The sequence below is a fragment of the Oligoflexus tunisiensis genome (genome assembly GCF_001748245.1).
In the GTDB taxonomy this organism is placed as follows: domain Bacteria; phylum Bdellovibrionota_B; class Oligoflexia; order Oligoflexales; family Oligoflexaceae; genus Oligoflexus; species Oligoflexus tunisiensis.
The window spans coordinates 6,137,364-6,163,107 of the sequence record NZ_BDFO01000001.1 but is presented as its reverse complement, the minus strand read 5'-3'; the positions used below and the strand labels follow the sequence as shown (position 1 = coordinate 6,163,107).

Below are 25,744 nucleotides of genomic sequence, written 5' to 3'. Positions count from 1 at the left end.
AGAACATGCAAGGAACGCAAAAGGTCGCGATGGTCACCGGCGGTGGACAGGGACTCGGGCAGGCCACCTGCAAAAAACTGGCGGAAGAAGGCATGCGGGTGGTGGTCTGCGATTTCAAGGTCGAGCAGGCCCGGCAAACGGCGGCGTCCATCACGGAACGCGGACTGCATGCGCATCCGTTGGAACTTGATGTGAGAAACCATGAGCAAATTCAGAGTGGCGTTCACCGCATTCTATCCGAGTATGGAAAAATCGATGTCCTTGTGAACAATGCCGGCGTCGATCGCACGGTTTCCATCCAGGAACTCACGCCCGAGGATTGGGACAATATTATGGAGACCAATCTTCGCGGGCCCTTTCTGCTGTCCCGGGCCGTCCTGCCGGCCATGAGTGAGCAGGGAGCGGGTCACATCATAAATATCATTTCGACCGCGGCTAAACGCTGCTGGCCCAATGCCTCAGCCTATCATGCGAGCAAGTGGGGTCTTTTGGGATTCAGTCATGCTCTGCACACGGAAGCGCGACCGCAGGGCGTGAAGGTGACCGCCGTGATCTGTGGCGGCATGCGGACGCCTTTCCTCCTGGATCGCTTCCCCGATATCAATGTCGATACTCTGCAGGATCCCGCGAATGTCGCCGAGGCGATTGCTCAGGTCCTGAAAATGCCGCGCGAAACCACGATTCCCGAACTGATGGTACTGCCGATGGGGGAAACCTCATGGCCCTGAAGAGTCGGTGAATCATGCGCAAGCGAGCCATTTTCCTGGATAAGGATGGGACCTTGATCGAGGATGTTCCCTATAATGTGGAGCCGCGCCGCATCATGCTGGTGCCAGGAGCTGTCGAGGCTCTCACGTGTCTGCTTCAGGCGGATTACGAACTCTGTCTTATCTCCAACCAGTCCGGGGTGGCTCTCGGCTATTTTCAGGAAGATGCTCTCGCGGCTGTATATCAGGAAATCGAGCGCCAGCTCAGGCCGGCGGCCATTCCGCTGGCAGGATTTTACTATTGCCCCCATCATCCGGCGGGGCGCATCCCAGCCTATGCCGTGTCCTGCGCCTGCCGCAAGCCGATGCCCGGCATGATTCTGAAAGCGGCGCGGGAACTCGATATCGATCTGTCCGCTTCATGGTTTATCGGCGACATCCTTCACGATGTGGAGGCCGGGCATCGCGCAGGATGCCGGGCGATCCTGATCAACAATGGTCATGAAACGGAATGGGATTTCAGCTCAGCCCTGCGGGTTCCGGATTACACGGCCCACAGTCTTGTGGAAGCCGCCCGATATATTGCAGGTCGGAAGGGGGAGACGCGTGTGGCCCAATGAAAACGCCTGGAAAATGGCAAAAAACATACTCTGCATTCGATTGGACGCGCTGGGCGATTTGCTGATGACAGCTCCGGCCTTGCGATGCCTCAGCGAGGATCAACCGGATCGTACGCTCACCCTCCTGACATCACCTGCAGGGCAGAAGGCCGCCGCTTGCCTGCAAGGGGTGGATGACACCATCGTCTATGAAGCGCCCTGGATGAAGGCGACTCCCTCACGGGTGAGCAGCCAGGTGGATCACGAGATGATCGAGGTATTGCGCCTTCACCAATTTGATGCCGCCCTTATTTTCACGGTCTTCAGTCAAAACCCGTTACCAGCTGCACTGCTCTGCCATCTGGCTGATATTCCGCTGCGAGCGGCCTATTGCCGGGAAAACCCTTACCAATTGCTCACGCACTGGGTGAAGGAGATTGAACCGGAACAAGGCATTCGTCATGAGGTCAGACGCCACCTCGATCTGGTCGCCAGTCTTGGCTGTACGATCACCGATGAGCGTATGCAGCTGAACCTTCCGGATGCAGCTTGGCAGCGTGCGCAGCAGGTTTGTCAACGGCTGGGAGTGGACCCCACAAAACCCTGGATCGTGATGCACCCGGGCGCCACAGCTCCGTCCCGACGCTATCCTCCGCAAAAATTCTCCCAGGTCGCCAGGCGGCTTGTCGAAGAGGAAGGCTATCAAATCATCCTGACTGGCAGCGCCAGTGAACGCAGCCTTTGGGAAACGATGCAGGAATCGCTCCCGGACGATGGAGTTTTTGAACTCTTTGGATCGCTCGATTTTGCCGAATTCTGCAGCCTGATCGCTGCGGCCGACCTTTTGATTTCCAATAACACCGCCCCTGTTCACATCGCTTCCTCCGTTGGAACACCCGTGGTCGATCTTTATGCCCTCACCAACCCGCAGCATACGCCCTGGATGGTCCCGCATCGGGTCCTGAACAAGGATGTTCCTTGTCGCAACTGTTTCAAGAGCGTTTGTCCCCATGGTCACAATCATTGTTTGAGAGGCGTCAGCGTTGACGAGGTGGTGGACGCCGCACTCTCACTCAGACAGGAACTTCAGGAGAGTCAACGCCATGTATACACTGGGAATCAATGCCGCCTTTCATGACTCATCGGCTTGCCTCGTGAAGGATGGCCAGGTGCTTGCGGCCGCGGAAGAGGAACGTTTCACTCGGATCAAGCACGGCAAACGTCCCATTCCGTTCTCGACCTATGAATTGCCTTTCCATGCGATGCATTATTGTCTTGAAGAGGCCGGCATCCGGCTCCAGGATGTGGAGCACGTGGCCTATTCCTATGACCCCGCGCTTCAGCGGAACAAAACCGGCCTGCAGGATCAGAGTCTGGTGCTGCCCATGGAACCGAGTGCCCATCCCAAGCCGGAGCAGTGGGACTCCGTGTGGGAGGGTCTATTCCTGTCTTCGATCCTGAATGCACCGCGGCATCTGGCTGGAGGCTTTCCCCATCACCTGGCGAAGCGGTTTCAGGGCATTCGCTTTGATGGTCCCTTTCAGTGGCACTTCGTCCCGCATCATCTGGCTCATGCGGCCAGTGCTTTTCATCCTTCTCCCTTTGTCGAAGCGGCAGTCATGACCCTCGATGGACGCGGCGAGCAGGCGACCACCAATTATGGATTCGGCAAGGACGTATCCATGGAGATCCTGGGCCAGGTGCACATGCCGCACTCTCTGGGTATGCTCTACGAGGAGGTCACCACGTATCTCGGCTTTCTGCATTCCTCAGACGAATACAAGGTGATGGCGCTGGCTTCATTCGGCAAGCCACGCTACCTGCAGGAATTCCGGGATATCGTGCAAATCACGGGAAAGGGGCAGTATCGCCTGCAGCCGCTCCGGCTCGTGGAACGATTGGGGCCCGAGCGCAGGCGCGGCGAGGAGTTTTCGGAACGCCACTTCGATATTGCCCACTCGCTGCAGAAGGTCCTGGAAGAGACCGTGCTGGAGCTGGCCCATTGGCTGCATCAGGAAACGCGTCTGCCCCATCTCTGCATGGCCGGTGGCGTCGCTCTCAACTGCGTGATGAATGCCAGAATTCGTGATCATGGTCCCTTTGAAGATGTTTGGGTGCAGCCCGCGGCCGGTGACGCCGGCACAAGTTTGGGCGCTGCCCTTTGGATTGATGGGAAAGAGCGTCGGGCCCAGAAACGATCCTATCGGATGGATCATGTTTACCTGGGGCCTGCCTTCGATGATGAGGCGATTGAAGAGCAGCTCAAGCGGTCCAAGTTGAGCTACCGAAAATCGGAGCACCTGGCTCAGGACGTGGCCGATCTTTTGATTGCCGATAACATCGTGGGCTGGTTTCAGGGGCGCATGGAGTTTGGACCACGCGCGCTCGGAAGCCGATCCATTCTCGCGTCTCCCCTGCGTGCTGAAATGCAGGCCCGGCTCAATGATATCAAGGATCGTGAGGATTTTCGGCCGGTCGCGCCCGTGGTCCTTGAAGAGGAGGCCTCGGCCTGGTTTCTCAACGTTCACGTGTCGCCCTTCATGCTCTTTGTGCATGATGTGCGTCCTGAGAAAGCGCCTTTGATCCCTGCTGTTTGCCATATTGATGGGACGGCTCGGGTTCAAACCGTCAACACTCAGCAAAATGCTCTCTATTATGAGCTTATCCAGGCCTTCGGTCAGAAAACAGGCGTGCCTGTTCTGATCAACACCTCCTTCAATACCAAAGGGCAGCCTATCGTCTGCACGCCAGCTGATGCGGTGGCCTGTTTTTATACCTCGCCACTCGATGTGCTGGTGATGGGCTCCTTCATTGTGACGAAACTCAGGATGGCATCGGGGGAAACACGTGGTGTCTGAATCCTTGAAACTATCGGTCGTCATACCAACCTACAAGAGGCCGGACATGCTGCGGCGCTGTCTGGATGCCCTCGCACGTCAGTCCCTGGCGCCTGAATATTTCGAGGTGATCGTTGCCGATGATGGGCCTGATGCCGCGACGCATGACGAAGTCTTCGACTTTCAAAAGCAGAGTGCCTTCGCTGTGCATTACGTCCCGGTGGTGCAGACTCAGGGACCCGCCGGGGCCCGCAACGCCGGCTGGAAAAGAGCCCGGGCGGACATCATCGCTTTCACGGATGATGATACGATCCCGGACGGCGCCTGGCTGGAAGAGGGTTGGAAGGCCTTTGCTGATCCCTCGGTTGCGGCCCTGTGGGGTTACATCGACGTTCCGCTGCCTGCTGAGCCCACCGATTATGAGTGGGATGCGGCCGGGCTCAGTCGGGCTGAATTCGCCACCGCCAATTGCTTTTGCCGCAGGAACATTTTGGAGCGGACCGGTGGTTTTGATGAACGTTTCACAGCGGCCTGGCGGGAGGATTCCGACCTCTATTTTTCCATTCTGGAATGTTCGAAAGCGTCGCATCCGCCCCAGAAGGTGCAGCACGTTCCATCGGCAGTGGTGGTGCATCCGGTCAGGCCAGCCAGCTGGGGCGTGAGTCTTCGGCAGCAGAAAAAAAGCCTATTCAATGCTCTGCTCTATAAGAAACATCCTCGTCTTTACGGAGAGAAGATCCAGGCTCATCCGCCTTGGTTGTATTACGGAATTCTGCTGGCGCTTTTGGTCCTCGGCGGCAGTCTTGTGTTCTCCATCAAACCGCTGGCCTGGCTGGCGTTTTTTGTCTGGCTGGCTCTGACCCTTCGCTTTCTGCAGAAACGCCTGGCTCATACGTCGCGGCAGCTGAAGCATATCTGCGAAATGATTGTGACCTCCCTGGTGATTCCTTTGCTGTCCATTTACTGGCGCTTGCGCGGGGCTCTGCACTTTCGCGTGCTGTTCCTTTGAAACAGCAATGCCATCGAGGGCAGGACCTGGTGACAGGAATCTGCCCTACGACCCGAGGCCTGGACTGTTGTTACATCGGTGCAGACGGCTGCCCTTGGTCCTCCTGCGAGATGCGGGACGCCTCCTCACGGATATCCGTGGCCAGATCAAGAGCGTCCTGGACATCGGTCACACCCTGGACGGATGCCACCAGATCCTCCAGCATGGTCCGCTGTTCTTCACTTTGAACAATGCCGACAAGAATGGCCTCACCGTTCTCCACTCGAACTTCGAGTTTCGAAGTATCAATCTGCGGTTGGGCTTCAAGAAGTTTATAGACCTCCTTACGGATGCGTTCGTCAGCCTCGCTGGTCCCGGCGTTCTGATTCATGTCCGAATCTGTTTGCGTGTCTCGGTTTACCATAGTTGACCTCCCTAAAAACAAGATAAGTCAAAGACGAAACGGATATAAGCTTAAGCTATCGAACGCAAGGGACATATCCATGGATTTGCTCAGACAAAAGAGACTTCATCGCCTCTCTCGGCCTGCGCATTCCCTCCAGTATTTTTCCCGCCGGTTTTTTGTAATAGTTTGAGAGTAATTGAAACAAAAAGGGGGATTCCCAATGACACGAGGTCTGTCTGGAACATCGCCGGCCAATGTCCAAAGTTTTCTGGGAGGGATTGATTATCCCGCAGATAAAGAAACTCTGATCGAAACAGCGCGGAAGAATAAGGCTCCCGATGACATCATCGATCTCCTCGAGCAGTTTCCGGATGAGGAATTCGATTCGCCCGTGAGCGTCATGAAAGCCTATGGTGAGGTTCACGGCGATCAGGACGAGGAAGACCGTGGTGGTCGTCGTCGCTCGAGCCGGGAGGATGAACAGGAGAGCGCCAGGACATAAGCGTCCCATAAGGAAACAAACCATGGTGCCGGTGGACATCCTTCTGCCGACAGTGAATCGGCTTCATTCTCTGATTTATACGCTCTCAGGAATTGCCAATCAGACCTTGACCTATATCCGTCTGGTGGTTTCGGATCAAAGCCAGGCACCGGTCGCCGACGTGCCCGTGATCAGGACTCTCCGACGCCTTATTGAAGCGCACGGCGGCGCAATTGAATGGTACCATCGGGTGCCCTCCCAGGGGATTGCTGAGCAAAGAGCCTTTCTTCTGGGAAAAGCGCGAGCCGATGCCGTTCTTTTTCTCGATGATGATGTGATGATGGAGCCCTGGGTGCTGGAGAGAATGCTGCAGACTCTCCGCGAAGAGCGCTGTGGTTTTGTGGGCGCCTTTCCCAGTGGCCTCTCCTTTCGCGATGATGTGCGTCCCAGCCAGCAGCGCATTGATTACTGGGACGGGCCGGTCAAACCTGAAGTCGTGGAACCGGACTCGCTGGAATGGGAGCGGGCTGAATTGCATCGCGCGGCCAACCTCTGGCATGTGGCGCAATCTCTTCCCAAGGGTGTGACGCGGCGCTATAAGGTGGCATGGGTCGCCTCCTGCGTCCTCTACGATAGAAGGAAATTACGGGAGGTGGGCGGCTTCGACTTCTGGTCCCGCCTGCCCCGCTATCATTCCGGAGAAGATGTTCTGGTGCAAAACCTCCTGATGCGGCGCTACGGAGCCTGCGGTATCATCCCCTCCGGCACCTGGCATGCTGAGCTGCCCTCGACCGTCCTGAATGATCAGGGCACGGTGGATGGTCATGCCTTGACACTTCTCGATGAAATGGTCGAACAATTCGCGGACCCTGATTCTTCCCTTTGGAAAGCTTTTTATTGAAACGGGCTATATTCCCGAAGCGAAAATAATCGTATAACATGCCATAATTACTGACAAAATGGCGTCCTTTAATGTAATTCCCCTGGCCGCCGATAACTGTCCAATCGGGGGGAAGATCATGAGTTTTGGGCACTTGTCGGTGAACCCGCGGGAATGCATCCGTAGACTTGGAGCGAGCTTCGCGCTGCTTTTGGTCGTCGCTTGCAATCCTGGACCCATGCCCAACACGACTTCATCCGCAACAGCAGGTGAAGAAGAGAACGCCGGTCGCAAAGCCCTCGCTGACGATGCTTCCGAAAAGGCGCCCGACTTTGAAGTTAAACTTCGTTTGAGCACACAGTCAGGGGCTGCGTTGACAGGAAATGATCCGACCGGTTTTGGTCTGCAGACCGCCTCCTTTGTCGAATTCTCTGTAAAAAATTGCGCCAGCGGTTATGCCTTATCCGGCCTGGGAGCCGCACAGGATTCCTTTCAACTCTATCGTTTTGATCAGTCCTGCAAGGTCTTCATCGACAGCTTTGCGCTCGACGGGGAGTTCTTTGAACCCATGCCGGGTCAGCCTTTCAATCCCAACCTACATTCTGAAAATCAATTCATAGGCGACGCAGGTCGCATGGTGACGGTGAAGGTCCTGGAGCAATTGCCCCAGATTCTGGATACACTCGATGCCAATGCCAGCTTTTTCATTCAGGAAAAAAGCGCGGGACGCAATTTCCAGATTGAAATCTATAGTGTGGGCCTTGCCACCACCGTCTCGCAATTTGTGGAAAGCGCAACCACCACTGTACCTGTGACAGTACGCCGTGGCCTTCCCGCGCGCGGTACCCTGAAGGTCGCTCTGGAAGTCTCCGGTACGGCCACGCCGGTCCTGGATCTCACGACCATCCCGAGCGAAGTGGAATTTCAGGACGGCGTTTCGGCGATTACCTTTTATGTGCGCGCTCTGCCTGATGATCCTTATGATGACCTTGAGACGCTCACGATCAGTATCAAGCCAGGGCTTTATTTCATTGCTGATCCCAAAGTTGACTTTACCGTGCGCGATCAATCCTATAGTCCTCCCGTCTGGACGCAGACTGTTGGAACCCAGAGCGTGCAGGATGACAGTACCCTGTCCTTTACGGTCAACGCCAATGATCCGAATGGCGATCCCGTGTACTATTCCATCGATTCGACCCGGACCACCTGCGGGCCGGGCTGGTCGCCGACCCTCAGCATCAATCAATCGGGACTTGTGTACGGCGTCCCCCGTGATGCTGCGGTCGGTACCTGTCTTCTGGCCCTGGCGGCCACCAGCCTTGGCGGTATGATCACACACGATGTGATCATCCATGTCCTGGATCGCCCGGAAAGTCCGGAATGGACCATTCTGCCCCCGACTCTGCGGATTTATGAAGGGGAAAGTCTGGACGTAAACTTTGTGGCGACCGACCCTGATCCGAACGCCAGTGTCAGCTACAGCCTGGACCCTGCTTCAACCTGTCTCGGCTTTAGCTGGAACCCCATCCCAACCATTGGCACCAGTACAGGCCGGCTTCAGGGTACTCCATCCATGTCCAGGGGCGGACGCTGCTCCTTTGTGGTCCGGGCCCAAAGTCAGGGTGTGACGATCACGACGGAATTCCAACTTGAAATCGCCCGGCGCACTCTTGTTTGGGTGGCGCCATCGGGTATACCCTATAACACCTGTGTGCCGGTCTCTCTGAAGCTGACCGATGGATTGGACCAGTTTATCGAGGCTCCAGTCACAGCTACGATCAGTCTTGACGTGAATAATGGAACGGGATCATTTCATGATTCCAACAGCTGCAGCAGCAGCTCAACCATCAACGCCATCAGCTTCCCGGCGTCAGCCAATGAAATATTCATGTACTTCAAGACCACAACGTCCAACCAAAGTCTGACCCTTGTGGCGACAGGCGGAACCTATGAATCGGGCTATTTTAATCTGGCGGTCGGTTCCACGCCCTCGCGACTTTTGGTGGCCGGACCAACCCGTATTGGGGTCAACCAATGCATGAAATATCGGGTGGATGTTGCCAGCAGTGGTAACGTCAAAGTTATCACGACGAGCAATCGTTCTGTCTCGCTCAGTCTTGGCTCCGGTATGAGAGCTTATGCCGACAATGTCTGCTCGGATCGCATCAATTCAACAGTGATACCGGCCTATGAAACGGGTACGGAGTTTTATGTCGAGGGAACCCGAACGGGTAATCGCAACATCCGGGCCTCATCCAGTGGTCTGTCGTCAGGAAACCTGTCGGTTCAGGTGGTCAGCTCCCGCTCATGGTGGAACTCAGGCTGGCCCTATCGCTTGTGGATTCAGCTGGATAACAGTGATCAGTCGACGACCTTCACCAATCAGCCGGTCCTGATCAAACTCACACCGGAGCGCTTTCCTTATGCCCAGGCCAAGGCCGACGGGTCGGACCTTCGCTTCATCAACAGCTCGGATTCCACGGTCCTTCCGCATCAAATTGAAGAGTGGATCCCGGGCGGAACTTCATTGATTTGGGTGCGGGTGGATGAGATTCCTGCCAGCTCGTCCAGCGGCACGATCCAGCTTTATTTCGGTAACGCGGCGGCCAGTTCAGTGGAACAGGCCTCCACTCTCTGGTCGGCTTACGCAGGCATCTGGCATCTGAATGAGTCGCCCATACAGGTGGCGCCTCAATTCAAGGATAGCACCTCCAATGGGCGTCATGGTCGGGCCATGGCCAACCCAAAAAGTTTGCAGGGACCGATCGGGAACAGCATCGGCTTCATGGGAACGTTGGACCATATTGAAATCAATGGCTATGACCTGGCTCCCATCCTGGGACGAACGGCGACATTCTCAGCGTGGATTAAAACCGCGCAAACAGGTTCCAATATCGGCTGGAGTTCACCAGCTTTGACCGGGGTGGAGCATAACGGAACCCCGAACGATATTCAGTATGGCTGGCTTGACGATACCGGTCGTATCGGGGTGACTGCAGGGGATAACGGTTCAGTAAAGAGCGACTTTGTCGTGAATGACAGCACCTGGCGGCATGTGACGATCACCCGCAATGAGTCGAACGGCGCGATAGCGTTCTACATCAATGGCGTTCTGAACGGATCCGGGTCGTCGGAGTCGGGCTTTAAGTCCACTCCTTTCAATCGCTTCGGCGTCCTTTGGGATACCTCCGGGACCCATAAGGATTTCAATGGGTATATGGACGAGATTCGCATTTATTCGGGAGTCATGAGCGCCGCCAGAATCGAGGCTGATTACAAGTACATGGTCGACACTCATGTCTATTACCTTATGGTCGAGGAATACTGATCACTTTCCTTTTACGGCTGGGTCCAGGAAAAAAGTTCAAACGACATCTGATAGACGTTTTCCTGCGCAGCGCTTTTTACCTTCTGCTCGGTCCCCTTCAAGAAATCCAAAAACCTGCCAAGAATCTGTTTCCGCGATTCGTCGTCGGCGGAAAACGTCACCGAAAAAGCATAGGCGTCCTTGCCTTCATTATGTTGCAGACGCTGCAGGCTCATCAGTTTCACTTGGCTGATCCAGGGACGGTAGAATACGGATTCCCTCGGCAAATGCAGATCCTCGATGAGAAGCTTGACCCGGTTCTGATCCGCTTGAATCAGTCGCATCTCTTCCAGCTGCCTGATGATGCGTTCCAATTGCGTCCAGGGCACGCCCAGATCATCAGCCAGGAGGCGTGGGTTGTCCTGGTAACGGGGAATGGCAAAGGCGACATGCACAATCTGGTGAAGGGGATCCAGGTAATAGGACATCATATTCGCTTCGGGTATGGGCCCTGCGGAAATGTGCCTTTTGGTCTGCATCTTTTCACGCTGTGTTTCCTTGATAAGGTTCTGCAGAATTTTGCGTCTCTCCGCCAGAGCCGTCCGTTCCAGCTCCACGAGGAGCCTGAGGTACTCACACTCATCCGCTTTCAAATTGAAATACTTGCAGAGCAGGTACAGCTGATCATAGTTGAGTTCCGCGCGGCCATGAATCACGCGGGATAGATGGGATTTTGTCACCCGCATCGATTGCGACAAATCCTGATAGGTGATGGAAGGATCCGTCTTCCTCTGTTGCGCCACCAGATTCTTTATGATGGTGCGGTAGCAAGAAAATACAAAAATATCCATATGTTAACCTTAAGTTTTGCTTTTTATGCAACATTCGTCCCCATGTTGCCTACAAGGCAATTTACATTTCACAGTTTGATATCTAAAACTGACTCGAAGTTCAAATCATTGCTGATGCGCGCTGGATGGGGAGTTCGATATGTCTCGCCTTTTTCAATTGAGTTGGATCATGGGACTGGCCTTTTGGTCCTGGGACGCTTCAGCCGCCTGGAGCAGCGGCGGGGGCGGGTTGTTCCGGGATGCAAACAACGCCTGGTTCGTGCATAACACGGATTCCGTCCACTACTGCATCAGCATCGATGAAAGTCAGACTTCGCTCAGCGAAGAGCAGGTCGATCGCGCCTTTCGTAAAGCTGTCGCCTACTGGCAGCATGAATTTTCCTTCACCAACTTCGCCACGGCCGATGTCATCATATCAACCCAGACCTTTGTGAAAATACCCTGCCCGAAGGATCCCGCGGCCCCTGTGGATCTCGTCCTGCAGGTGGGCTATCTCACGGCGGCTCAAAAGCAGGAAATCAAATCGTATGCGACCTATGCGTCCCTCGCTGTGCGCACCCAATACGATGAGAAGAATTTGCGGGCCCGAGGTTTCCTTTATCTGGCTCCCGAGAAAAGCCTGAGTACCATCCAGGGCTATGAGCTGACGGAAGACCCTTGGAGTGGACATGATCAGGTTCTGCTGTACTGGACCCTGGTGCATGAGCTGGGACACGTCTTTGGGCTCCAGCACACAGGCCAGACGCCCTCGCCCCGCAATATCATGTCCTATGGCTTTGTGGAATTCATTCTGCAGAAGCGGCATCTGAATTTGCTCCGTTCGAACCTTGGATCGAAGGCCTTCTTTCAGATTCATGCGCAGCCTCAGAATGCTCCGGAACTCAACTGCTATCAAACGATGACGTCGACGCTTCAGACCCTGCAGATGTTTTTTGGCCTTCCTCAGAACTGGCTATGCTTTGGCACCTGGCTTCGTGATCAATCTCTGGAAATTTGGACAGCCCCCAATGTTCAGCAGTCCATGCAGCCTGTCCGCATCGGTACGATTTATTTCATGCAGGAACGCAAGGAAGGTCGGCCGGCCATGACGTTTTGGATTCCCGAGGCGCAGACCGTCATTCGCAAGAACGACTATCCTCTTTTGCCCTCGTATGTTGTGCGCAATATCAAAGGGCGCTACGTGCATGCCCAGACAGGAGGCGAACGCTGGCTCGGATTGGTGCTGGATCCACGGCAGGACAGTCCCTTGCTGAATGACCTCAGGATCATGACGGAATTCAACGGCGTTTACTACATGGATCTCATCAAAGGGTTCTAGGTGGAGATTGTCTCCAAATCAATAGTACAGGATCAAGGAGGATGGATCGATGAAAGTTCAATTGTTAGCCAGTCTCATGTTGCTCGTCAGTCAGGTGAGTTGGGCGGAAGCGGCACATGATAAGCTGCACACAAAGTTTATGATGCAGGTTCCCTATGGCACCAGTTATTTCGACTATAAACTGGCCCAGCCCAAGTCCATGAATCCCATTCGCGTACTCTTCACGGTAAGCCCTTCCTGTCCTGAAATCCCAGCCACGGCTGTTTCCGTGAAGTACGAGGGTTCATCCGCCTGGCAGAAGACCACACATGAAAACGGTGGTTATTTTGCCCACAGCAATCAGAAGGTTGATATGATTCGTTTTAACCTGACTCAGTATTCGTATCAGTTCGAACGCTGCGAGTTGAATATCCTGACCAAGGTCAAGGAACAAAGGGAGGTCTATGCCGGTTATCTGCCTTATGACGGCGGCTTTGCCAAGGACCTGGAAATTCAGCTGGTCCAGAACTTCAAGAGCAACCGCATCAAGTTTGATGTTCCTGATTTCTGTCGCGGCATTGAAATCCAGAGCGTGCGCCTCAGGAACGATGCCGAGCAGGTTGTCCCTCTCAAGAAAACCGGCAGCGATACATTTGAGTTGAACGAAACTCAGGATTTCGATGCTCTTCTTCTGACCTTGAATGGACCGAAGAGAAGCTGCGATATTCCTGTTTATGTGTATGAGGATGTTGAGTAAGAGTCCTGCAGGCGGCCCGCATTCGGGTCGCCGAAGTCCCGTAAAACCCGCCTGGAAGCCCATGTCTTTGAAACTTGCGTCCTACCTGCTAAAATATGCTGATCGGAGCAAGGGTGCGAGAGAGGAGATGGGTAGTGAATATACTGATCATAGACGACCAGCCGGACTTCCTTGACTATTTGGAAGCCAATCTTCTGAAAGGTTTTCCAGACGCTCACATCGTTCGGTCTAAGGATGGCCGCGACGCTCTGCAGAAATGTTCGCAAGAAAAATTTGACCTGATCTGCGCCGATATTCAGATGCCGGCCTTGAATGGGCTGGAATTCACCAGACATCTGCGCGGAAGCAAGGGGCTGAACAACGCCGCCCCCATCATTTTTATTTCCGGTTATTCAGAAGCATTTCGCGAAGATGCCGCTCAACTGTCGAACACGTTCTTTGTGGACAAGCCGCTGCGTATTCCGAGCTTTTTGAACATCGCCTCGCTCGCTTCAGGAAAGCCGGTGCTCTAGGCATTCCTTCAGGCGACCTGGGATTTTCCGGCCTGCTGCGGGCTTCGTTTGATCTTGCGCGGCAGCTTTATCCGGAAGGCGAACTTTTGATAACCGGGTTCCGACGCCCCCAGCAGCTCGATCGCGATGTTGCCACCGATCTCGCTGAAATAGCGATGGACGGCATCCATGCCCACGCCGCGCCCCGAGATTTCCGTGACCTTCGCACTGGTCGAGATGCCACTTCTGAAGATCAATTCCGCAACATCCTGAGTGGGTAAATTCGGGCCCAACCCGAGATCCATCGCCCTTTGCTGCAAACGATCGATGGCAAGGCCACGGCCGTCGTCGGCTATCCAAAGTTCAATGGAATCCTCCTGCTCCCTGGCTTTGACCTGGATCTGGCCGACTTCGGGTTTGCCCTTGCTCCTGCGCTCTTCCGGTGTTTCAATCCCATGGTCGATCGCATTGCGAATGATGTGGGTCATGCAGTTGTCCAGCACCGAGCGGATATCCGGATGAATGGCGACATCCGGCAGGTCGGCCACGATTTTCGGTTTCGGCTTGCCGAGGCTTTCCGCGACACGCTGCAGTGCGGGCTCATAACTTTGAAAGATGCTGGGCAGCAGGTCGAAGATGCGGCCGGCCAGCTGGCGATTCTGATCCTTGAGGAAATTGGCAAAATCATCCAGGGACAGACTGTTGCTATTAATGGAATGCAGGGCATCCACAACCACCTGATGATACTGTTCCAGGAAGGAACGCTCGATGGTCAGGTGCTGTTGGCCACTGGACTCACTGCGCTTGAGGCGGCCGTAGTTGATGTCCTTGTATTGCTGCAGCATGGCAAGAGCCAGGCCATGCTGCGTTTTGAGCAGGGTTTTATTGATGGGTGCGCCCTGCTTCAGAATCTTCTGATACTGCTCTTCCGCTTCATGAATCAACGGGCTGAGCTGGTTGAAACCCAGGGTGCGCGCGGCTCCCTTGACGGTATGGGAATTGACGAAGAGGATGCGAATATCCTCATGGTTGAGCGAGTCCTTTTCCAGGCACCTCGTATTTTCGTGAAGCAGGCGCTCGGCGGTCATGAGAAAGGCCCGGGCCCTATCTTCGTTGACATCCAGAAGCTGAGCGATCATGGCGAGTTCCGAGCGCCTTTGATCCAGCTCCTTGTCGCGGAGTTTCTGCTGGGTAATATCCTCGACGGCCAGGGTCAATTTTATGACCGAGCCCTGTTCGATGATCGGACTCCACTTCAGCCGCAGGTCCCGCTGGATCGTTCCCGAAGAGTAGGTCGCTGATGCAATCAGGAGACTGGCGTTCGCCCAGAAGTTCAACTCGTCCTCGCCGACCACAGTGAGGATGGTTTGCCAGCATTGATCCTTGACATCGGCGCTAATCTGCAGGCGGTCCAGAAGAACCTCCTTGATCGTCCGTTCCACGTAAGGTTCCTGGCCGATCAGTCGGGCGAAGTAGGGTGATTCCACGTTATCAATCACGCCGCTGGGAAGGATGGAGAGTATGCCTTCATTGACGGATTCCAGGATGCTCTTGGTGTTGAGACGGGCCGTTTCCGCCTGCTCGCGGGCCGATTCGGCTTTTTTCTTCTGGGTTTCCGCATAGCTGATGAAGTGTTTGGAAAGGCGATCAAACAGCAGAGACAGGAAATAAATGAAGGAAAGAGAGGAAAGGAGTTGAAGGAAATAGAAATGATCAAAGTCCTTGAGATAATGATAAGTTGCCAGGCCGGTAATGGCCAGCATGGTGGGCACGGCCGAAGCGTTGCCAAAGGAAAACATGGAGCCGAGGACAAAGACGGCCCCCCAATAAAAGCAGGCCGACTGAAGGCCCCCGGTATGGGCCGTCATGAACCCAAAAAATATCAGAGCGACGACCATGCGGATGATGCGCGCAGGTTTGGTTCGACCTTGATCATTGAGCTTGATCGCCAGAAGCATCACGGCCACGCAACCCAGCGAGAAGATCCCCAGGAAATTGTTTTTCAGGAAGGCGAATGACGCCAGGGTTTGAATGAGAAAGCCGGACACGGCGCACCATGTAAAAACACGCGTCATGCCCACGTTCCAGCGGCGTGCGGGTGGAAATTTTTCCGCGAGGAAATAGGACTTCAAATAGGGATGAAGTTGCATGCTGTTATCCTGTCTGTTGGGGTCCTGTGCGCTATTATAGCCGGAAATGGGTTGTTTTACACATAATGGCCTTCGCGACTCGCAATTTTGAAATATCCCAAATCCGGTACTGGTATTGCAGGGCTTCATCACAAGTTTGTTTTGGGAGGAAAAAGCCATGGATATCATTGATCGTGCCTATGCCGATGGCAAACCCCATCATTGGGATGAACTCAGCAACTGGCTAAAGATTCATGCCAAGAATGTGAACAATGTGGACGACATCATGGAAGCCAGTGCCGAGGCGCTGCGGGACGGCAGAATATTTCCGGACAACCCGGACGAGGCCAGACTGATTTTGAAGAAGTACCATCGTTTGATTGAACCCAATCATTAATACGAGCTTTCCCCTGGAATTTTCAGGCTTTGTCCTGTTGGATTTTGATAAGACGGTGTAGCGAGGCGGTTGCTCCGTATTTCTGCTTAAGGAAGCGGGCTCAGGCATGGATCAGGGTTCAGGTTGGATGAGGCCAGCAGAGGCTCCTGGGCCATGCGGCATGAGTCCAGGAGCTCGCGTGCTTGTCCGGCGTTTCTAGCGCGTCGCGGTTAGATTGGCATTGATCTCTGGGTTTTGTTTGATTCTTTGCTTTGTTGCCACATCGTGGGCCGGTTTTCCCGTTTCAAGAAAAGTCTTGAGCCGCAAAAGATCGGATTCGAACTCGCTCCTGGGATTGGCACCCAAGGCCGATGCTGCCACCTGTCCGACGATGCCGCCAGGCGCATGAAGGACCAGTTGGACCATGACACGGGTCGCTGCATCCGACACAGGCTCAAACCGAATGAAACCGGAGTGGATCAACTGGGAATCCTGCCCGGTTTCCCACGCAATCAACCGGTTGGGTTCAAGGCGTGTGATCCGCGCATTCCAGGTGATATCACGTCCGGCAGGCCCCCGCACCGACCAGTGCGAGCGTCCCTCTCCGAGGTCGCGGACTTCATGAACATTGCGCATGACCTGCGGAAAATTCATGGGTTCACGCAGAAAGTCAAAGACCTCCTGAACGGGAGCATAGACGTTGAGGTGCTTTTGCAGCACGATGCCACGACCGCTTTTTCTGACTCCGAGAAGCTGGAGCAGAGGACGGTTGCTTATGCTGCGGCTCAAAAGGAGCAGGCCCGTGCCGAGCAAGGCTCCTTCCGCGAAACGCGAGCGATTCAAACCTTTCATGACCGTCATCGCCCCCACGGCCCCACAGATCAAGCGGGTTGCCGGCGACCAGTTTTCCTGGAAGATCTCGGGCCGGTTTCCGGTCCGTTCAATCCCGCCTTGGAGAGCGGGAAAGTTTTCCGCCCGCGAGTGAGCCGTGAGCTCATTGCGCACGCCCTTGACCCCAGGAATCGATTCCAGCGCACTGAGCAGGGGTGCCACCTCATGCTCCAGGATGTGGCCGCGCATGGTCACAAGACCGGATGCGACGCTCACCTCCAACGCTCGCGGGTGCGATACGAAACGTCCCATCTTGGATTCAACACGCGCACACAGCTTTTTGTCATCGACATGACGGCCACGCGTCCGGTAGCGAATGTCACCCGCGACTCCGATGATCCGATGTTTCAAGTCGCGCATGGCAATATCAAAGAAATTTCTGACGTCATTAGTACTGCCTCGAGCCTGGTCGCGCAGCAGCGCACGGCGCCGCTTGCCCAGGACGGGATCGAAAAGATAAACAGCAGAAGCGCCCAGGCTCGCGCCTGCTATCATTGCACTCAGTTTTTTCATGGTGGAACTTCTCCTTTTCTGTCCGTTTTTTGACAGATACCATGATGCAATGATTGATCCCTAAATCTGGCCCTCGGACGGCTGCTCGTAGCTCGTGCGGGCATGTCGTGTCAGGGAAAGCTCCAGGATACGAAACGGCGCCTGTCCCTCGAAAAGTCGTTTGAGAAGGGGCATGGCGACGTTATACACAGGAACTTCATTGCGCGTATAGCCCTGCGGACTGCCCTTGTGGGCATGCCCATGAAAGATGGCGGTAACAGGATAACGAGCCAGGGGTTCCTCCAGCCGGCTCGAACCCAGATAAGGATAGAGCGTGGGAGTTTCCCCTTCGATGGTGGCCTCAATCGGTGAATAGTGGAGCAGAACCACGGTATGAGCGGTATTCAGCCTCGCAAGGGCGGATTCGAGCTTGAGGGCTTCGTTGATCGACTCCTGGACGAAGCGTTTGATGGCCTTCTCTCCCCAGGGTTCAAGAGCGGCGCGACCGAAACCTCCTCCAAAGCCTTTGACTCCCACAAAACCTATGCCGTCGATTTCACAAACATCGCCATCCAGAACATTCACGCCGGCCGTTCTCAGTATTTCAGTCACCTCCGCTTCATGACCCGATTCGTAGTCATGATTGCCCAGCACGGCAAGAATGGGCTTGTCCACGGCCGTCAGCTCTCCGGCCAGGACATGAGCCTCTTCAGGTCGACCATAATCGGTCAGATCACCGCATAAAAGCAGGATATCGACCTCTTCCGACATCTTTTCAAAAAGGGGACGCAGCATGTTCTGGGAATTTTTGGTGCAGTGGATATCAGCAACGGCTCCGAGTCGAACTTTATCGCGGGCATTCATAGATTCCTCCGCAACAGCAGTGGACGTTTATAGTTGCAAAAGGATGTCATGAAAACAACTGTACTGAATCACATACAGGAAAAGCGGCAAGGGATTTGCAGAAGATAATGCAGGAGTGAGGGATGATTATGGGCCAGCTTGGAACTTCAGTGCCTGATGTCATGACGCCTGAGGCGCGGAATTTTTACTGTCGTGTTCTTGAAAAACTGAACGAGGAGAAGATGCCTTATCTCCTGGGTGGAGCTTATGCACTGGGAAAGTATACGGGCATCAGTCGCCACACCAAGGACCTGGATATCTTCGCTCACGAACGGGATCGCGAAGGTCTTTTCAGAATACTCGCTGACATGAATTTTCATGTTGATCCTTACTTCTCCCACTGGCTTGGGAAAGCGGTGCATGGAGAGGACTTCGTGGATGTGGTGTTTGGAGCGGCGAATGGCATTGCGACGGTGGATGATCTCTGGTTTCAGCATGCAGTGAAGGCCAGGTGGGAGGGCATTCCTGTCCAACTCTGCCCACCCGAGGAAACGATCTGGTCCAAGGGCTTTGTCATGGATCGCTATCGGTATGATGGAGCGGATATCGCTCATTTGATCCGGGCGTGGGATCGACTGGATTGGAAGCGATTGCTTTGGCGTTTTGAAAGTCACTGGCACGTTCTTCTGAATCACCTTGTTCTTTTCATGTATATTTATCCCGGGGAACGCTCCCGAATTCCCAAATGGGTGATGGATGATCTTGTGCGCCGCCTCGTGCAGCAGGCAGGCAAATCGGAACAGTGCGGGAAAGTGTGCCGGGGTGTACTGCTTGATGGGCGCCAGTATCAGATCGATCTTGATCTATGGGGTTACCACGACCCACGTCTGCGGCCGCAGGGGAATTTAAGTCGTCAGGAGGTGAAGAACTGGACGATGCATCTTGAGAGTGAGCAGCACTGATGGTAACGAATGTCAACCCTTAATTGCCTGCGAATCCCTTCCTCAATCGACAAAGCCATAAAAAAGAAATACCGGTTTATTTCCCAGGCTGAAGGAGGTAAAAACTCGTCAAGAACGTTCCATTGGAATAATTTCAAGGCTCTGCCTGCCAAGGAAATAAGGCGGGAAACACAGAATGGTAGATGACGGCATTCCGCAAAAGGTCAAGCGGTTCATTTTAGAACGGGTCGATTCCGTCGAACTTCTGGAAGTTCTGTTTCTGCTGCGTTCGAACGAAGAGAAACGGTGGAGTGCCCAGACAGGCAGCGACGAGCTTCGTGCCAATCCCACTTCAATCGCCAAACGCTTGGCCTATCTGGAGAAGCTTGGCCTTGTCGAGGCCGATGAAAAAGAATCAGAAATGTATCATTATGCCCCCAAATCTGAGGCAGTCCGGGAACTGATCGATCAGCTGGCCGAAGTATACCGAATCCGACGAACGACAGTTCTCGGTCTGATATTTTCACCCATGAGAAAGGCGATCGACCTGGCATCTGCTTTTGACTTGACAAAAGGTGGTGACGACAATGGCTGAGATAGTTTACATCTTATGCGCGTTGACCAGCGCCTTGTGCGCTGTGCTTCTTGTTCGCCGATACAGGACCACAGGCACGAAGCTCCTGCTTTGGACGAGTCTAAGCTTTATTGGGCTGGCCCTGAACAACGGAATCCTTCTGGTGGATACGATCCTTCTTCCGAATGTGGATTTTTTGGGGTCTTTCTGGCGTAATCTTGTGGGTGCCTGTGCCGGAAGTCTCCTCCTGCTCGGCTTGATTTGGGAGGTCACATGAGCCTCGATGCAGGAATGTTTTTATCAGGTATTTATATGGCGACGTTCGCTGCTTCGGGATTCTTTTTTCTAAAATTCTGGAGACGAACCCGCGATCAGTTTTTTCTCCTCTTTGCCTGGGCCTGCTGGTTGATTGCGGCCGAGAGGGTGGCCCTTCTCCTGGCTGTTCCGGAGGACGAGCCACGGAGCGTCGTCTATTTCATCCGCCTGGCCGCATTCATTCTGATCATTGCAGCGATTGTGAATAAGAATTTGCAGAGAAAGTGACATGTTTCAACCTGAAGCCTGCCTGGGCGGCAGCAATCCAGAGAATGATTTTCAGGACTTTGGTGTAGCCTCTCCCCAGGGTAGATTGTCTTCAACGAGTCCCGGATATTGACTCAGATGTGCTTTTTCTCATCCGCCTCTTTCCAGGTGACCGAATAGATGTCTGTCCGGCGATCCAGCCAGGGTCGTACCGATCCCATGCGACGGTTTTTGCGTAATGTTTCGATATTCAACTCACTGACGACCATGGTTTCCACATTAGGGGTTGCCTCCTCGGCGATGCCGTCACGGGCGAACGCGACATCAGACGGTGTGAGAATACAGGCCTGGCCGTAGTGAATATCAGCCCCGTCGACAAACGGAAGGTTGCCGATGGATCCTGCAAGCACCGCGTAGACACCGTTCTCGATGCAACGGGCGGCTGCACAGGTGCGAACCCTCATATATCCTGAACGCAGGTCGGTATTAAAGGGTATGAAGATGATGTTGGCACCCTTTGCCGCAGCGATGCGCGCCAATTCTGGAAATTCCACATCGTAGCAGATGAGTATCGCGATCTTGCCGCGATCGGTCTCAAAAACCTCGACGGATTTCCCCGGCCCAACACCCCACCACCGCGATTCGCTCGGCGTGATATGCAGTTTATATTGTTTAGCCACGGAACCATCACGGCGAAAGAGGTAGGAAATGTTATAGAGCTTTTCATTTTCGACCGTGAGATGGCTGCCTCCAATGATATTGATATTGTGCTTCATGGCCATATGGCGAAAGAAGTCGATATACTGGTCCGTGAACTCATGGAGGCGGCGCGCGGCAAGACCAGGACGTGTTCCTGGTACAAGGGGCTGCAGCTGATTGGTCAGGAGTTCAGGAAACAGGAGAAAATCCATGCGATATTCCGAAGCGGTATCAATGAAGAATTCACATTGCTGAGCGAAGTCTTCGAAGGTTTTGATATTCCGCATTTGGTATTGCACGGCGGCGACGCGAATTTCACGAACAGCCACGGTATCCTTGTCAGGATGATGCTCGGGATTGAGCCATTCCATGCAAACCGCATGGCCGCAGGATTCCTTGTCGCTCGGGAGATAGTTCCGCAGGACCATGCGAATGGCAAAGCCGTTGGCGAGTTGGGCGGTGAGCACCGGATCCTTGATATCCTTGGTGATCACTTTCTTCACATATTCTTCGGGGCTCATATTTTTGGCATGCTCGTGATAGCCGGGAATTCGCCCTGCAATCATGATGGCTCGCAAATTGTGTTTGACGGCAAATTCCTTGCGCGCCTCATAGAGCCTTCTGGCAAAGCGCATCCCGCGCGAGGAGGGATCAACGGCTATGTCGATGCCATAGAGTGTGTCTCCAGCGGGATCGTGATTGCGGATGTAACCATTGTCACTCACATCCTTGTAACTATGCCAGGATCCGTAGTCCTCTTCGTCGACGATCAGTGAGCTTGAAGTGCCGACCAATTCGCCGTCAAGCTCCACCGCAATTTGCCCTTCAGGAAAAATGTCGATCTGACTTTCAATTTGCTCCCTGTCCCAGGGTGCCATACCACCATAGCAGCGCTTTTGCAGGTCTTGTATGGCTTCCACATCGGCCTTGGTTAGAAGGCGTACCATCAGGCGGGCACTGAAGACATCCTGTTCCATATTCTGACCTCACAGGGTTTTTTGCGGGAAGCTGAGACGCTCATGCTGCTCCAGGGTAAAATGCACCGTCTTCCTGCGCAAGCGATAAGGGAAGAGTGGGTGGCCAGCATGGCTGATACGTAAAAACCTTTGCATGAAACAGCAGCAGGGTTCGTCTGGTTTCCAGGAGGCCTTGGACATGGACGCGAGAAACATTCGAAAGCTGACACCAGGCGGCAGCCCCTTGGGGGCCCTGCTTCAGGTCTACCTGCTGTCGGCCTGGCGAATATTCCGATTTTACCTGAAAAAACCTTGGACTCTCGTCCTGGGCATTACCCTGGTGCTGCTCCTGCTGAACCCGGGTTGGCTTCTCAATCGCAAGGATTCGACCTGGAGTGGTGCGGTCATCATGGGTGTCATCACGTCCGCCGCTCTGCGAAGCGCCAAACCCTTATTATTCAAGGATCATGCTTTTCTAAGCTTGCTCCTCGCACCGGGTCCACGACGTCTGATCTGGCTCCTGAAGAGTGGCGTTCTCCATGGAGGCCTTCATGCCCTTCCCTTTTACGTTTTTTATAGGGAGCCGCGTAAACTCATCTCCTATGGTGTGACCTTTGCCGTCTATGTGGGGCTGGACAATTTTATGAAATATCTGCAGACACGGCGTGATCGCAGGCATAGGCGGAGCGAAACCACAAGTCTGGCTGATGCCATGAATCATCTGCCGGTCCATCCTCAGGCCCTGGCTCTTTTGCGGCGGGATTGGCTGCAATTGACTGCGGATATGCTGATGATCTTTGGGGCCGTCACCCTTTTTATCATGATCATGATGGGGCCCCTGTCTGCCGTTTATCTCCAGAGAGATTCAACGTCGAGCATCTGGAGCCTGCTCTTTATAGTTCCCACCTATCTCTTTCTATGGACTGCCACGGAGATCATGGACCGCTCTTTTCTTTCACAAATACAAGAAAGCTGGCAGATACGGCAAAGGCAGGGCGATCTCCTCGGCCTGCTCCAATCGCTGGTTCCCAATATTCTGTTAGCCCTTGCCCTGGCCGGTTTGTTTCTAAAAAATTGGCCCTCCCCGTGGCAGTGTCTCAGTTTTATCCTGATCGCCCTGATGCTGTCCGTCGTGGGAGGTTATCTGGTGGGAACACTGCGCTTGCGGTTTCCAGGGCAGGTCTTGAAAAGGCTTTTGCTGCTGGGCCTTTTCATGGCCATGCCCGTCCTTATTCCTATCGTCATTTATGTGTGGAGACCACGTAGCCATGCTCGTCATTCATAATCTGTCCAAGTCATACACTCCCGTTCCCGTGCTGGACAAGGTTTCTCTGGAACTTGGCTGGGGTCAGACCCTGGGGGTCCTGGGCCAGAATGGAGCAGGAAAGACAACATTGCTGCGATGCCTGACGCAACAGATCGATTGCACGGGGTCCCTCACTTTGGATGGGATGCCCATTCAGGAGTATTTGGAAACGTTCCGCAAGGATATCGCCATCCTGGAAGACACGCCTTTTCTCTACCCTCTGCTCTCTGGCCTCGAATTCATCCGCTTCGTGCTCACCTTCAAAGGCTTCAGCTGGGACGAGTGGTCCCCAGCGGTTCAGGAGATCCTCAAGGCCTTTGATCTCTGGGATAACCGCTACGATCTGTGTCGCACGTATTCACTCGGGCAAAAGAAAAAGATCTACTTTCTGGCCCAGCTCGTCACCAAACCCAGGCTTATCATCATCGACGAGCCGACCAATGGACTCGATCTCCAGAGTGTGGTTCACCTGCGGCGCCTGTTAAGAGAACGGGTGCAGGGCGGCGCCATGCTGATTGTGTCCAGCCATCACCTTGACTTTATCGAACGGATGGCGGATGTGATCATCCTCCTCAAGAAGGAAGGGCGCTTCGCCCTCTTTTCAAGCGACGATGTCACCGACCTTGAGGAGACGTTTCTGCAGGAGACCGGGGCGTCCATGGCTGTGCCCTAGGATTTTGTGCCTGCCAGAGCTTCTGTATTCGCTCGAATGCCTTTATTATGGTTACCTGGTGCCCAGGACAGTCAAGCAATGGACGGCAGCAGGATGTGGAAAAGCTTTGCGCATATCATACTCGCGTTACACGTCGTTTGTTCTGTATTCGTGCTTATGATGCCCTTGATCGTGCCTTTGGGGGTATGGCTCGCGTGGCCCTGGGTGCAGAATCCTTGGCTGCGGCACGTGCATCTGGGCGTCGTCCTGTTTATCGCGGCCGAGGTTATCCTGGGCAAGCCCTGTCCGCTCATGGTTTGGGAAAACCGCTGCCGCACACGAGCCGGAATGCCTTTGTATACGACAGGGTTCTTTGATTACTGGGTGGAAAAGCTGCTGAAAATACCCTTCAAGGACTGGATGTTTGAAAGCATATTTTTTACCGTCGGCGCCGCGTCGGTGGCGGAATATTTCCTGCTTGGCCCTGTTCACTAAACAGCCTGGATTCGCTTTTTTGCCTGACGGCCAATCTTATAACTTCGCCAGAGGGCCCCGAGGAATTTTCGCAATTGATAGGATGACTCGCCAAAGCTTTGATTCCCGTCATTATTGCGCCCGCTAAAGCGATGACCTTTGTCGGGCTGAATTTGCGAATCCGGTATATGAATCAACAAGGATCTGAGCATTTCGACCATGAGGTGACTCGCCAGCATTTTACCGAGACACATGCGTTTGCCGGCACCAAAGACCAGGGCCTGATAGGGATGAGGGCTCGCCCCATTGAGCCAGGCATCGGGATGGAAGGACTGGTCCTGCTTGAATTGATCGAGTGGAATGAATATCTGAGTTCCCGCCTTGATCAGCCGATCCTTCAGCTGCAGGTCGCGGGTCAGCTCGCGTTCCAGAATCGGAAATGGATGCTGCAGACGGATCGCTTCCATGATGACCGCATGGAGATACTTACCATCATTGTTAAGAGCCTTTTCGCGAGCCAGTTGATAGTGCTCGGGCTGCTTGCGGAGAAAGAAGAAGGTGGCGACCATGATGTCACTCACATTGATTTGTGGTGAGATGATAAACGGCTGTCCAAAAACGGAAAGCCACATCATGGGATCCGGACAGGTCTGAAGGCCGTCCCGGTATTTGGAGCTGCTGACGATTTCCATCAGACGTCGTGCGGTCTCTTTTTTGATGGCCTCATCGCCTTTGCCTTTAACCGCAATCTCCTTTCTCCATTCGATCGAGCCTTGGAAAAAAAGCGTTTCGTCTGCGGCACTGATCGTCGTATCGAACAACACCTGGTACAGAGTGCGAAGAACGAGCCTGGAGATGGTTTCAGAGTCAACGCTGCGATGCGGATGATGGGCGATCTCGACCGCCAGATTCTTGATGGAATCGTCCAGGATCCCGACCATGGATTCCTTCCACCTTAAGCCTCGCAGAACCTTGCTGCAACTGTCGGCCAGCGCCTTCCATCGGGTGCCGTCTTCGGACTCGATGGAGTATAAGGGACGCCAGGCAGGGATCGCAAAAATGGTTTCAATAAAGCTGCCCTTGGTTTCTGAGCTGGCCAATGCTCGTGCGCACTCGATGGGATCGCTATCAAGAATGACAGCCTCCTTGCCCTGTAGCCAGGCGCAAAGCTTAATAAAGGCCGTTCGGAGTTCAAACGGCCCCTCGCCATAGCGAATTAACGACGCAGCTTTCATGCTCGCCCCTTTTTTATGGTGAGACCATGTTTTCCCATTCGGGATACCAAATA

At 54.1% G+C, this 25,744-nt stretch carries 26 protein-coding genes; 19 read left to right on the top strand and 7 right to left on the bottom strand.

The window, feature by feature from the left end; translation table 11 throughout:
• Positions 1-5: 5 nt before the first annotated feature.
• Genes OLTU_RS25495 through OLTU_RS25475 form a run of 5 tightly spaced genes read left to right on the top strand, consistent with a single transcriptional unit; the run spans position 6 to position 5,152 of the window.
• Positions 6-728 carry an SDR family oxidoreductase gene (locus OLTU_RS25495; RefSeq protein WP_141735552.1) on the top strand — a complete coding sequence of 241 codons (723 nt, stop codon included), beginning with the start codon at positions 6-8 and terminating at the stop codon, positions 726-728.
• A 14-nt stretch (positions 729-742) separates the two neighbouring features.
• Complete coding sequence (locus tag OLTU_RS25490) at positions 743-1,327, top strand: D-glycero-alpha-D-manno-heptose-1,7-bisphosphate 7-phosphatase (protein ID WP_141735551.1); 585 nt, start codon at positions 743-745, stop codon at positions 1,325-1,327.
• A gap of 13 nt (positions 1,328-1,340) precedes the next feature.
• On the top strand, positions 1,341-2,444 hold the full coding sequence (gene waaF, locus OLTU_RS25485; protein ID WP_141736866.1) for a lipopolysaccharide heptosyltransferase II: 1,104 nt from the start codon (positions 1,341-1,343) through the stop codon (positions 2,442-2,444).
• The gene (locus OLTU_RS25480) at positions 2,410-4,164 is read left to right on the top strand and encodes a carbamoyltransferase family protein (protein WP_141735550.1); all 1,755 of its coding nucleotides are present in this window, start codon (positions 2,410-2,412) and stop codon (positions 4,162-4,164) included. The genes waaF and OLTU_RS25480 overlap by 35 nt, the downstream gene beginning before the upstream one ends.
• The gene (locus tag OLTU_RS25475) at positions 4,157-5,152 is read left to right on the top strand and encodes a glycosyltransferase family 2 protein (RefSeq protein WP_218110260.1); all 996 of its coding nucleotides are present in this window, start codon (positions 4,157-4,159) and stop codon (positions 5,150-5,152) included. The genes OLTU_RS25480 and OLTU_RS25475 overlap by 8 nt, the downstream gene beginning before the upstream one ends.
• Positions 5,153-5,222: 70 nt before the next feature.
• Here OLTU_RS25475 and OLTU_RS25470 read toward each other — a convergent pair whose 3' ends face one another.
• Complete coding sequence (locus OLTU_RS25470; RefSeq protein WP_141735548.1) at positions 5,223-5,555, bottom strand: BON domain-containing protein; 333 nt, start codon at positions 5,553-5,555, stop codon at positions 5,223-5,225.
• 202 nt (positions 5,556-5,757) lie between these two features.
• On the opposite strand from OLTU_RS25470, the gene OLTU_RS25465 reads away from it, so the two are divergent.
• The 3 genes from OLTU_RS25465 to OLTU_RS25455 all read left to right on the top strand — a co-directional run bounded on the left by OLTU_RS25465 (position 5,758) and on the right by OLTU_RS25455 (position 10,226).
• The gene (locus OLTU_RS25465; protein WP_141735547.1) at positions 5,758-6,039 is read left to right on the top strand and encodes a DUF2795 domain-containing protein; all 282 of its coding nucleotides are present in this window, start codon (positions 5,758-5,760) and stop codon (positions 6,037-6,039) included.
• Positions 6,040-6,061: 22 nt separating this feature from the next.
• Complete coding sequence (locus OLTU_RS25460; protein ID WP_176736958.1) at positions 6,062-6,919, top strand: glycosyltransferase family 2 protein; 858 nt, start codon at positions 6,062-6,064, stop codon at positions 6,917-6,919.
• A 118-nt stretch (positions 6,920-7,037) separates the two neighbouring features.
• The gene (locus OLTU_RS25455) at positions 7,038-10,226 is read left to right on the top strand and encodes a DUF2341 domain-containing protein (RefSeq protein WP_176736957.1); all 3,189 of its coding nucleotides are present in this window, start codon (positions 7,038-7,040) and stop codon (positions 10,224-10,226) included.
• 11 nt (positions 10,227-10,237) lie between these two features.
• On the opposite strand, the gene OLTU_RS25450 is transcribed toward OLTU_RS25455, so the two are convergent.
• Positions 10,238-11,056, bottom strand: a complete 819-nt coding sequence (locus OLTU_RS25450) for a helix-turn-helix domain-containing protein (protein WP_141735545.1) — start codon at positions 11,054-11,056, stop codon at positions 10,238-10,240.
• 139 nt (positions 11,057-11,195) lie between these two features.
• Between OLTU_RS25450 and OLTU_RS25445 the strand changes: the two genes are divergently transcribed.
• The 3 genes from OLTU_RS25445 to OLTU_RS25435 all read left to right on the top strand — a co-directional run bounded on the left by OLTU_RS25445 (position 11,196) and on the right by OLTU_RS25435 (position 13,622).
• Positions 11,196-12,374 (top strand): matrixin family metalloprotease, encoded by a 1,179-nt coding sequence (locus OLTU_RS25445; protein ID WP_141735544.1) that lies wholly within the window; start codon positions 11,196-11,198, stop codon positions 12,372-12,374.
• Between the two features lie 49 nt (positions 12,375-12,423).
• Entirely contained in the window at positions 12,424-13,110 is a 687-nt protein-coding gene (locus tag OLTU_RS25440) for a hypothetical protein (RefSeq protein ID WP_141735543.1), read from the top strand.
• A 95-nt stretch (positions 13,111-13,205) separates the two neighbouring features.
• On the top strand, positions 13,206-13,622 hold the full coding sequence (locus tag OLTU_RS25435) for a response regulator (RefSeq protein WP_141735542.1): 417 nt from the start codon (positions 13,206-13,208) through the stop codon (positions 13,620-13,622).
• A gap of 8 nt (positions 13,623-13,630) precedes the next feature.
• On the opposite strand, the gene OLTU_RS25430 is transcribed toward OLTU_RS25435, so the two are convergent.
• Positions 13,631-15,751 (bottom strand): ATP-binding protein, encoded by a 2,121-nt coding sequence (locus tag OLTU_RS25430; RefSeq protein ID WP_176736955.1) that lies wholly within the window; start codon positions 15,749-15,751, stop codon positions 13,631-13,633.
• A 157-nt stretch (positions 15,752-15,908) separates the two neighbouring features.
• Between OLTU_RS25430 and OLTU_RS25425 the strand changes: the two genes are divergently transcribed.
• Positions 15,909-16,127: a hypothetical protein gene (locus OLTU_RS25425; RefSeq protein WP_141735540.1), complete on the top strand. Its 219-nt coding sequence runs from the start codon at positions 15,909-15,911 to the stop codon at positions 16,125-16,127.
• Between the two features lie 195 nt (positions 16,128-16,322).
• Here the strand turns inward: OLTU_RS25425 and OLTU_RS25420 are convergent, their stop codons facing one another.
• Together OLTU_RS25420 and OLTU_RS25415 are read right to left on the bottom strand one after the other, a co-directional pair.
• Entirely contained in the window at positions 16,323-17,510 is a 1,188-nt protein-coding gene (locus tag OLTU_RS25420) for an SRPBCC family protein (protein WP_141735539.1), read from the bottom strand.
• Positions 17,511-17,570: 60 nt separating this feature from the next.
• The gene (locus OLTU_RS25415; RefSeq protein ID WP_141735538.1) at positions 17,571-18,353 is read right to left on the bottom strand and encodes a metallophosphoesterase family protein; all 783 of its coding nucleotides are present in this window, start codon (positions 18,351-18,353) and stop codon (positions 17,571-17,573) included.
• A gap of 122 nt (positions 18,354-18,475) precedes the next feature.
• Between OLTU_RS25415 and OLTU_RS25410 the strand changes: the two genes are divergently transcribed.
• From OLTU_RS25410 to OLTU_RS25395, 4 genes are all read left to right on the top strand, one after another.
• Complete coding sequence (locus OLTU_RS25410; RefSeq protein ID WP_141735537.1) at positions 18,476-19,294, top strand: nucleotidyltransferase family protein; 819 nt, start codon at positions 18,476-18,478, stop codon at positions 19,292-19,294.
• Between the two features lie 175 nt (positions 19,295-19,469).
• Positions 19,470-19,868: a helix-turn-helix domain-containing protein gene (locus tag OLTU_RS25405; RefSeq protein ID WP_141735536.1), complete on the top strand. Its 399-nt coding sequence runs from the start codon at positions 19,470-19,472 to the stop codon at positions 19,866-19,868.
• A complete protein-coding gene (locus OLTU_RS25400; protein WP_141735535.1) occupies positions 19,861-20,124 on the top strand; it encodes a DUF5985 family protein in 264 nt (87 codons plus the stop codon). Before OLTU_RS25405 ends, OLTU_RS25400 begins: the two co-directional genes overlap by 8 nt.
• A complete protein-coding gene (locus OLTU_RS25395) occupies positions 20,121-20,390 on the top strand; it encodes a DUF5985 family protein (protein ID WP_141735534.1) in 270 nt (89 codons plus the stop codon). Before OLTU_RS25400 ends, OLTU_RS25395 begins: the two co-directional genes overlap by 4 nt.
• A gap of 113 nt (positions 20,391-20,503) precedes the next feature.
• Here the strand turns inward: OLTU_RS25395 and OLTU_RS25390 are convergent, their stop codons facing one another.
• A complete protein-coding gene (locus OLTU_RS25390; RefSeq protein ID WP_141735533.1) occupies positions 20,504-22,045 on the bottom strand; it encodes a bifunctional GNAT family N-acetyltransferase/carbon-nitrogen hydrolase family protein in 1,542 nt (513 codons plus the stop codon).
• A gap of 178 nt (positions 22,046-22,223) precedes the next feature.
• Here OLTU_RS25390 and OLTU_RS25385 point away from each other — a divergent pair, with 178 nt between their 5' ends.
• The 3 genes from OLTU_RS25385 to OLTU_RS25375 all read left to right on the top strand — a co-directional run bounded on the left by OLTU_RS25385 (position 22,224) and on the right by OLTU_RS25375 (position 24,477).
• Positions 22,224-23,309, top strand: a complete 1,086-nt coding sequence (locus tag OLTU_RS25385; protein WP_141735532.1) for a hypothetical protein — start codon at positions 22,224-22,226, stop codon at positions 23,307-23,309.
• Complete coding sequence (locus tag OLTU_RS25380; protein WP_176736954.1) at positions 23,293-24,003, top strand: ABC transporter ATP-binding protein; 711 nt, start codon at positions 23,293-23,295, stop codon at positions 24,001-24,003. The genes OLTU_RS25385 and OLTU_RS25380 overlap by 17 nt, the downstream gene beginning before the upstream one ends.
• Positions 24,004-24,096: 93 nt before the next feature.
• Positions 24,097-24,477, top strand: coding sequence for a DUF2784 domain-containing protein (locus OLTU_RS25375; RefSeq protein ID WP_218110259.1), 381 nt, complete (start codon positions 24,097-24,099; stop codon positions 24,475-24,477).
• Here the strand turns inward: OLTU_RS25375 and OLTU_RS25370 are convergent.
• Entirely contained in the window at positions 24,474-25,691 is a 1,218-nt protein-coding gene (locus OLTU_RS25370) for a cytochrome P450 (protein WP_141735529.1), read from the bottom strand. The genes OLTU_RS25375 and OLTU_RS25370 overlap by 4 nt on opposite strands.
• Between the last annotated feature and the right edge of the window lie 53 nt (positions 25,692-25,744).

What these genes read in the sequence shown, in the direction of transcription:
- OLTU_RS25495 (WP_141735552.1), top strand. Translation starts at nt 6, where the DNA reads ATGCAAGGAACGCAAAAGGTCGCGATGGTCACCGGCGGTGGACAGGGA.
- OLTU_RS25490 (WP_141735551.1), top strand. Translation starts at nt 743, where the DNA reads ATGCGCAAGCGAGCCATTTTCCTGGATAAGGATGGGACCTTGATCGAG.
- waaF (WP_141736866.1), top strand. Translation starts at nt 1,341, where the DNA reads ATGGCAAAAAACATACTCTGCATTCGATTGGACGCGCTGGGCGATTTG.
- OLTU_RS25480 (WP_141735550.1), top strand. Translation starts at nt 2,410, where the DNA reads ATGTATACACTGGGAATCAATGCCGCCTTTCATGACTCATCGGCTTGC.
- OLTU_RS25470 (WP_141735548.1), bottom strand. Translation starts at nt 5,555, where the DNA reads ATGGTAAACCGAGACACGCAAACAGATTCGGACATGAATCAGAACGCC.
- OLTU_RS25465 (WP_141735547.1), top strand. Translation starts at nt 5,758, where the DNA reads ATGACACGAGGTCTGTCTGGAACATCGCCGGCCAATGTCCAAAGTTTT.
- OLTU_RS25460 (WP_176736958.1), top strand. Translation starts at nt 6,062, where the DNA reads ATGGTGCCGGTGGACATCCTTCTGCCGACAGTGAATCGGCTTCATTCT.
- OLTU_RS25455 (WP_176736957.1), top strand. Translation starts at nt 7,038, where the DNA reads ATGAGTTTTGGGCACTTGTCGGTGAACCCGCGGGAATGCATCCGTAGA.
- OLTU_RS25450 (WP_141735545.1), bottom strand. Translation starts at nt 11,056, where the DNA reads ATGGATATTTTTGTATTTTCTTGCTACCGCACCATCATAAAGAATCTG.
- OLTU_RS25445 (WP_141735544.1), top strand. Translation starts at nt 11,196, where the DNA reads ATGTCTCGCCTTTTTCAATTGAGTTGGATCATGGGACTGGCCTTTTGG.
- OLTU_RS25440 (WP_141735543.1), top strand. Translation starts at nt 12,424, where the DNA reads ATGAAAGTTCAATTGTTAGCCAGTCTCATGTTGCTCGTCAGTCAGGTG.
- OLTU_RS25435 (WP_141735542.1), top strand. Translation starts at nt 13,206, where the DNA reads ATGCTGATCGGAGCAAGGGTGCGAGAGAGGAGATGGGTAGTGAATATA.
- OLTU_RS25430 (WP_176736955.1), bottom strand. Translation starts at nt 15,751, where the DNA reads ATGCAACTTCATCCCTATTTGAAGTCCTATTTCCTCGCGGAAAAATTT.
- OLTU_RS25425 (WP_141735540.1), top strand. Translation starts at nt 15,909, where the DNA reads ATGGATATCATTGATCGTGCCTATGCCGATGGCAAACCCCATCATTGG.
- OLTU_RS25420 (WP_141735539.1), bottom strand. Translation starts at nt 17,510, where the DNA reads ATGAAAAAACTGAGTGCAATGATAGCAGGCGCGAGCCTGGGCGCTTCT.
- OLTU_RS25415 (WP_141735538.1), bottom strand. Translation starts at nt 18,353, where the DNA reads ATGAATGCCCGCGATAAAGTTCGACTCGGAGCCGTTGCTGATATCCAC.
- OLTU_RS25410 (WP_141735537.1), top strand. Translation starts at nt 18,476, where the DNA reads ATGATTATGGGCCAGCTTGGAACTTCAGTGCCTGATGTCATGACGCCT.
- OLTU_RS25405 (WP_141735536.1), top strand. Translation starts at nt 19,470, where the DNA reads ATGGTAGATGACGGCATTCCGCAAAAGGTCAAGCGGTTCATTTTAGAA.
- OLTU_RS25400 (WP_141735535.1), top strand. Translation starts at nt 19,861, where the DNA reads ATGGCTGAGATAGTTTACATCTTATGCGCGTTGACCAGCGCCTTGTGC.
- OLTU_RS25395 (WP_141735534.1), top strand. Translation starts at nt 20,121, where the DNA reads ATGAGCCTCGATGCAGGAATGTTTTTATCAGGTATTTATATGGCGACG.
- OLTU_RS25390 (WP_141735533.1), bottom strand. Translation starts at nt 22,045, where the DNA reads ATGGAACAGGATGTCTTCAGTGCCCGCCTGATGGTACGCCTTCTAACC.
- OLTU_RS25385 (WP_141735532.1), top strand. Translation starts at nt 22,224, where the DNA reads ATGGACGCGAGAAACATTCGAAAGCTGACACCAGGCGGCAGCCCCTTG.
- OLTU_RS25380 (WP_176736954.1), top strand. Translation starts at nt 23,293, where the DNA reads ATGCTCGTCATTCATAATCTGTCCAAGTCATACACTCCCGTTCCCGTG.
- OLTU_RS25375 (WP_218110259.1), top strand. Translation starts at nt 24,097, where the DNA reads ATGTGGAAAAGCTTTGCGCATATCATACTCGCGTTACACGTCGTTTGT.
- OLTU_RS25370 (WP_141735529.1), bottom strand. Translation starts at nt 25,691, where the DNA reads ATGAAAGCTGCGTCGTTAATTCGCTATGGCGAGGGGCCGTTTGAACTC.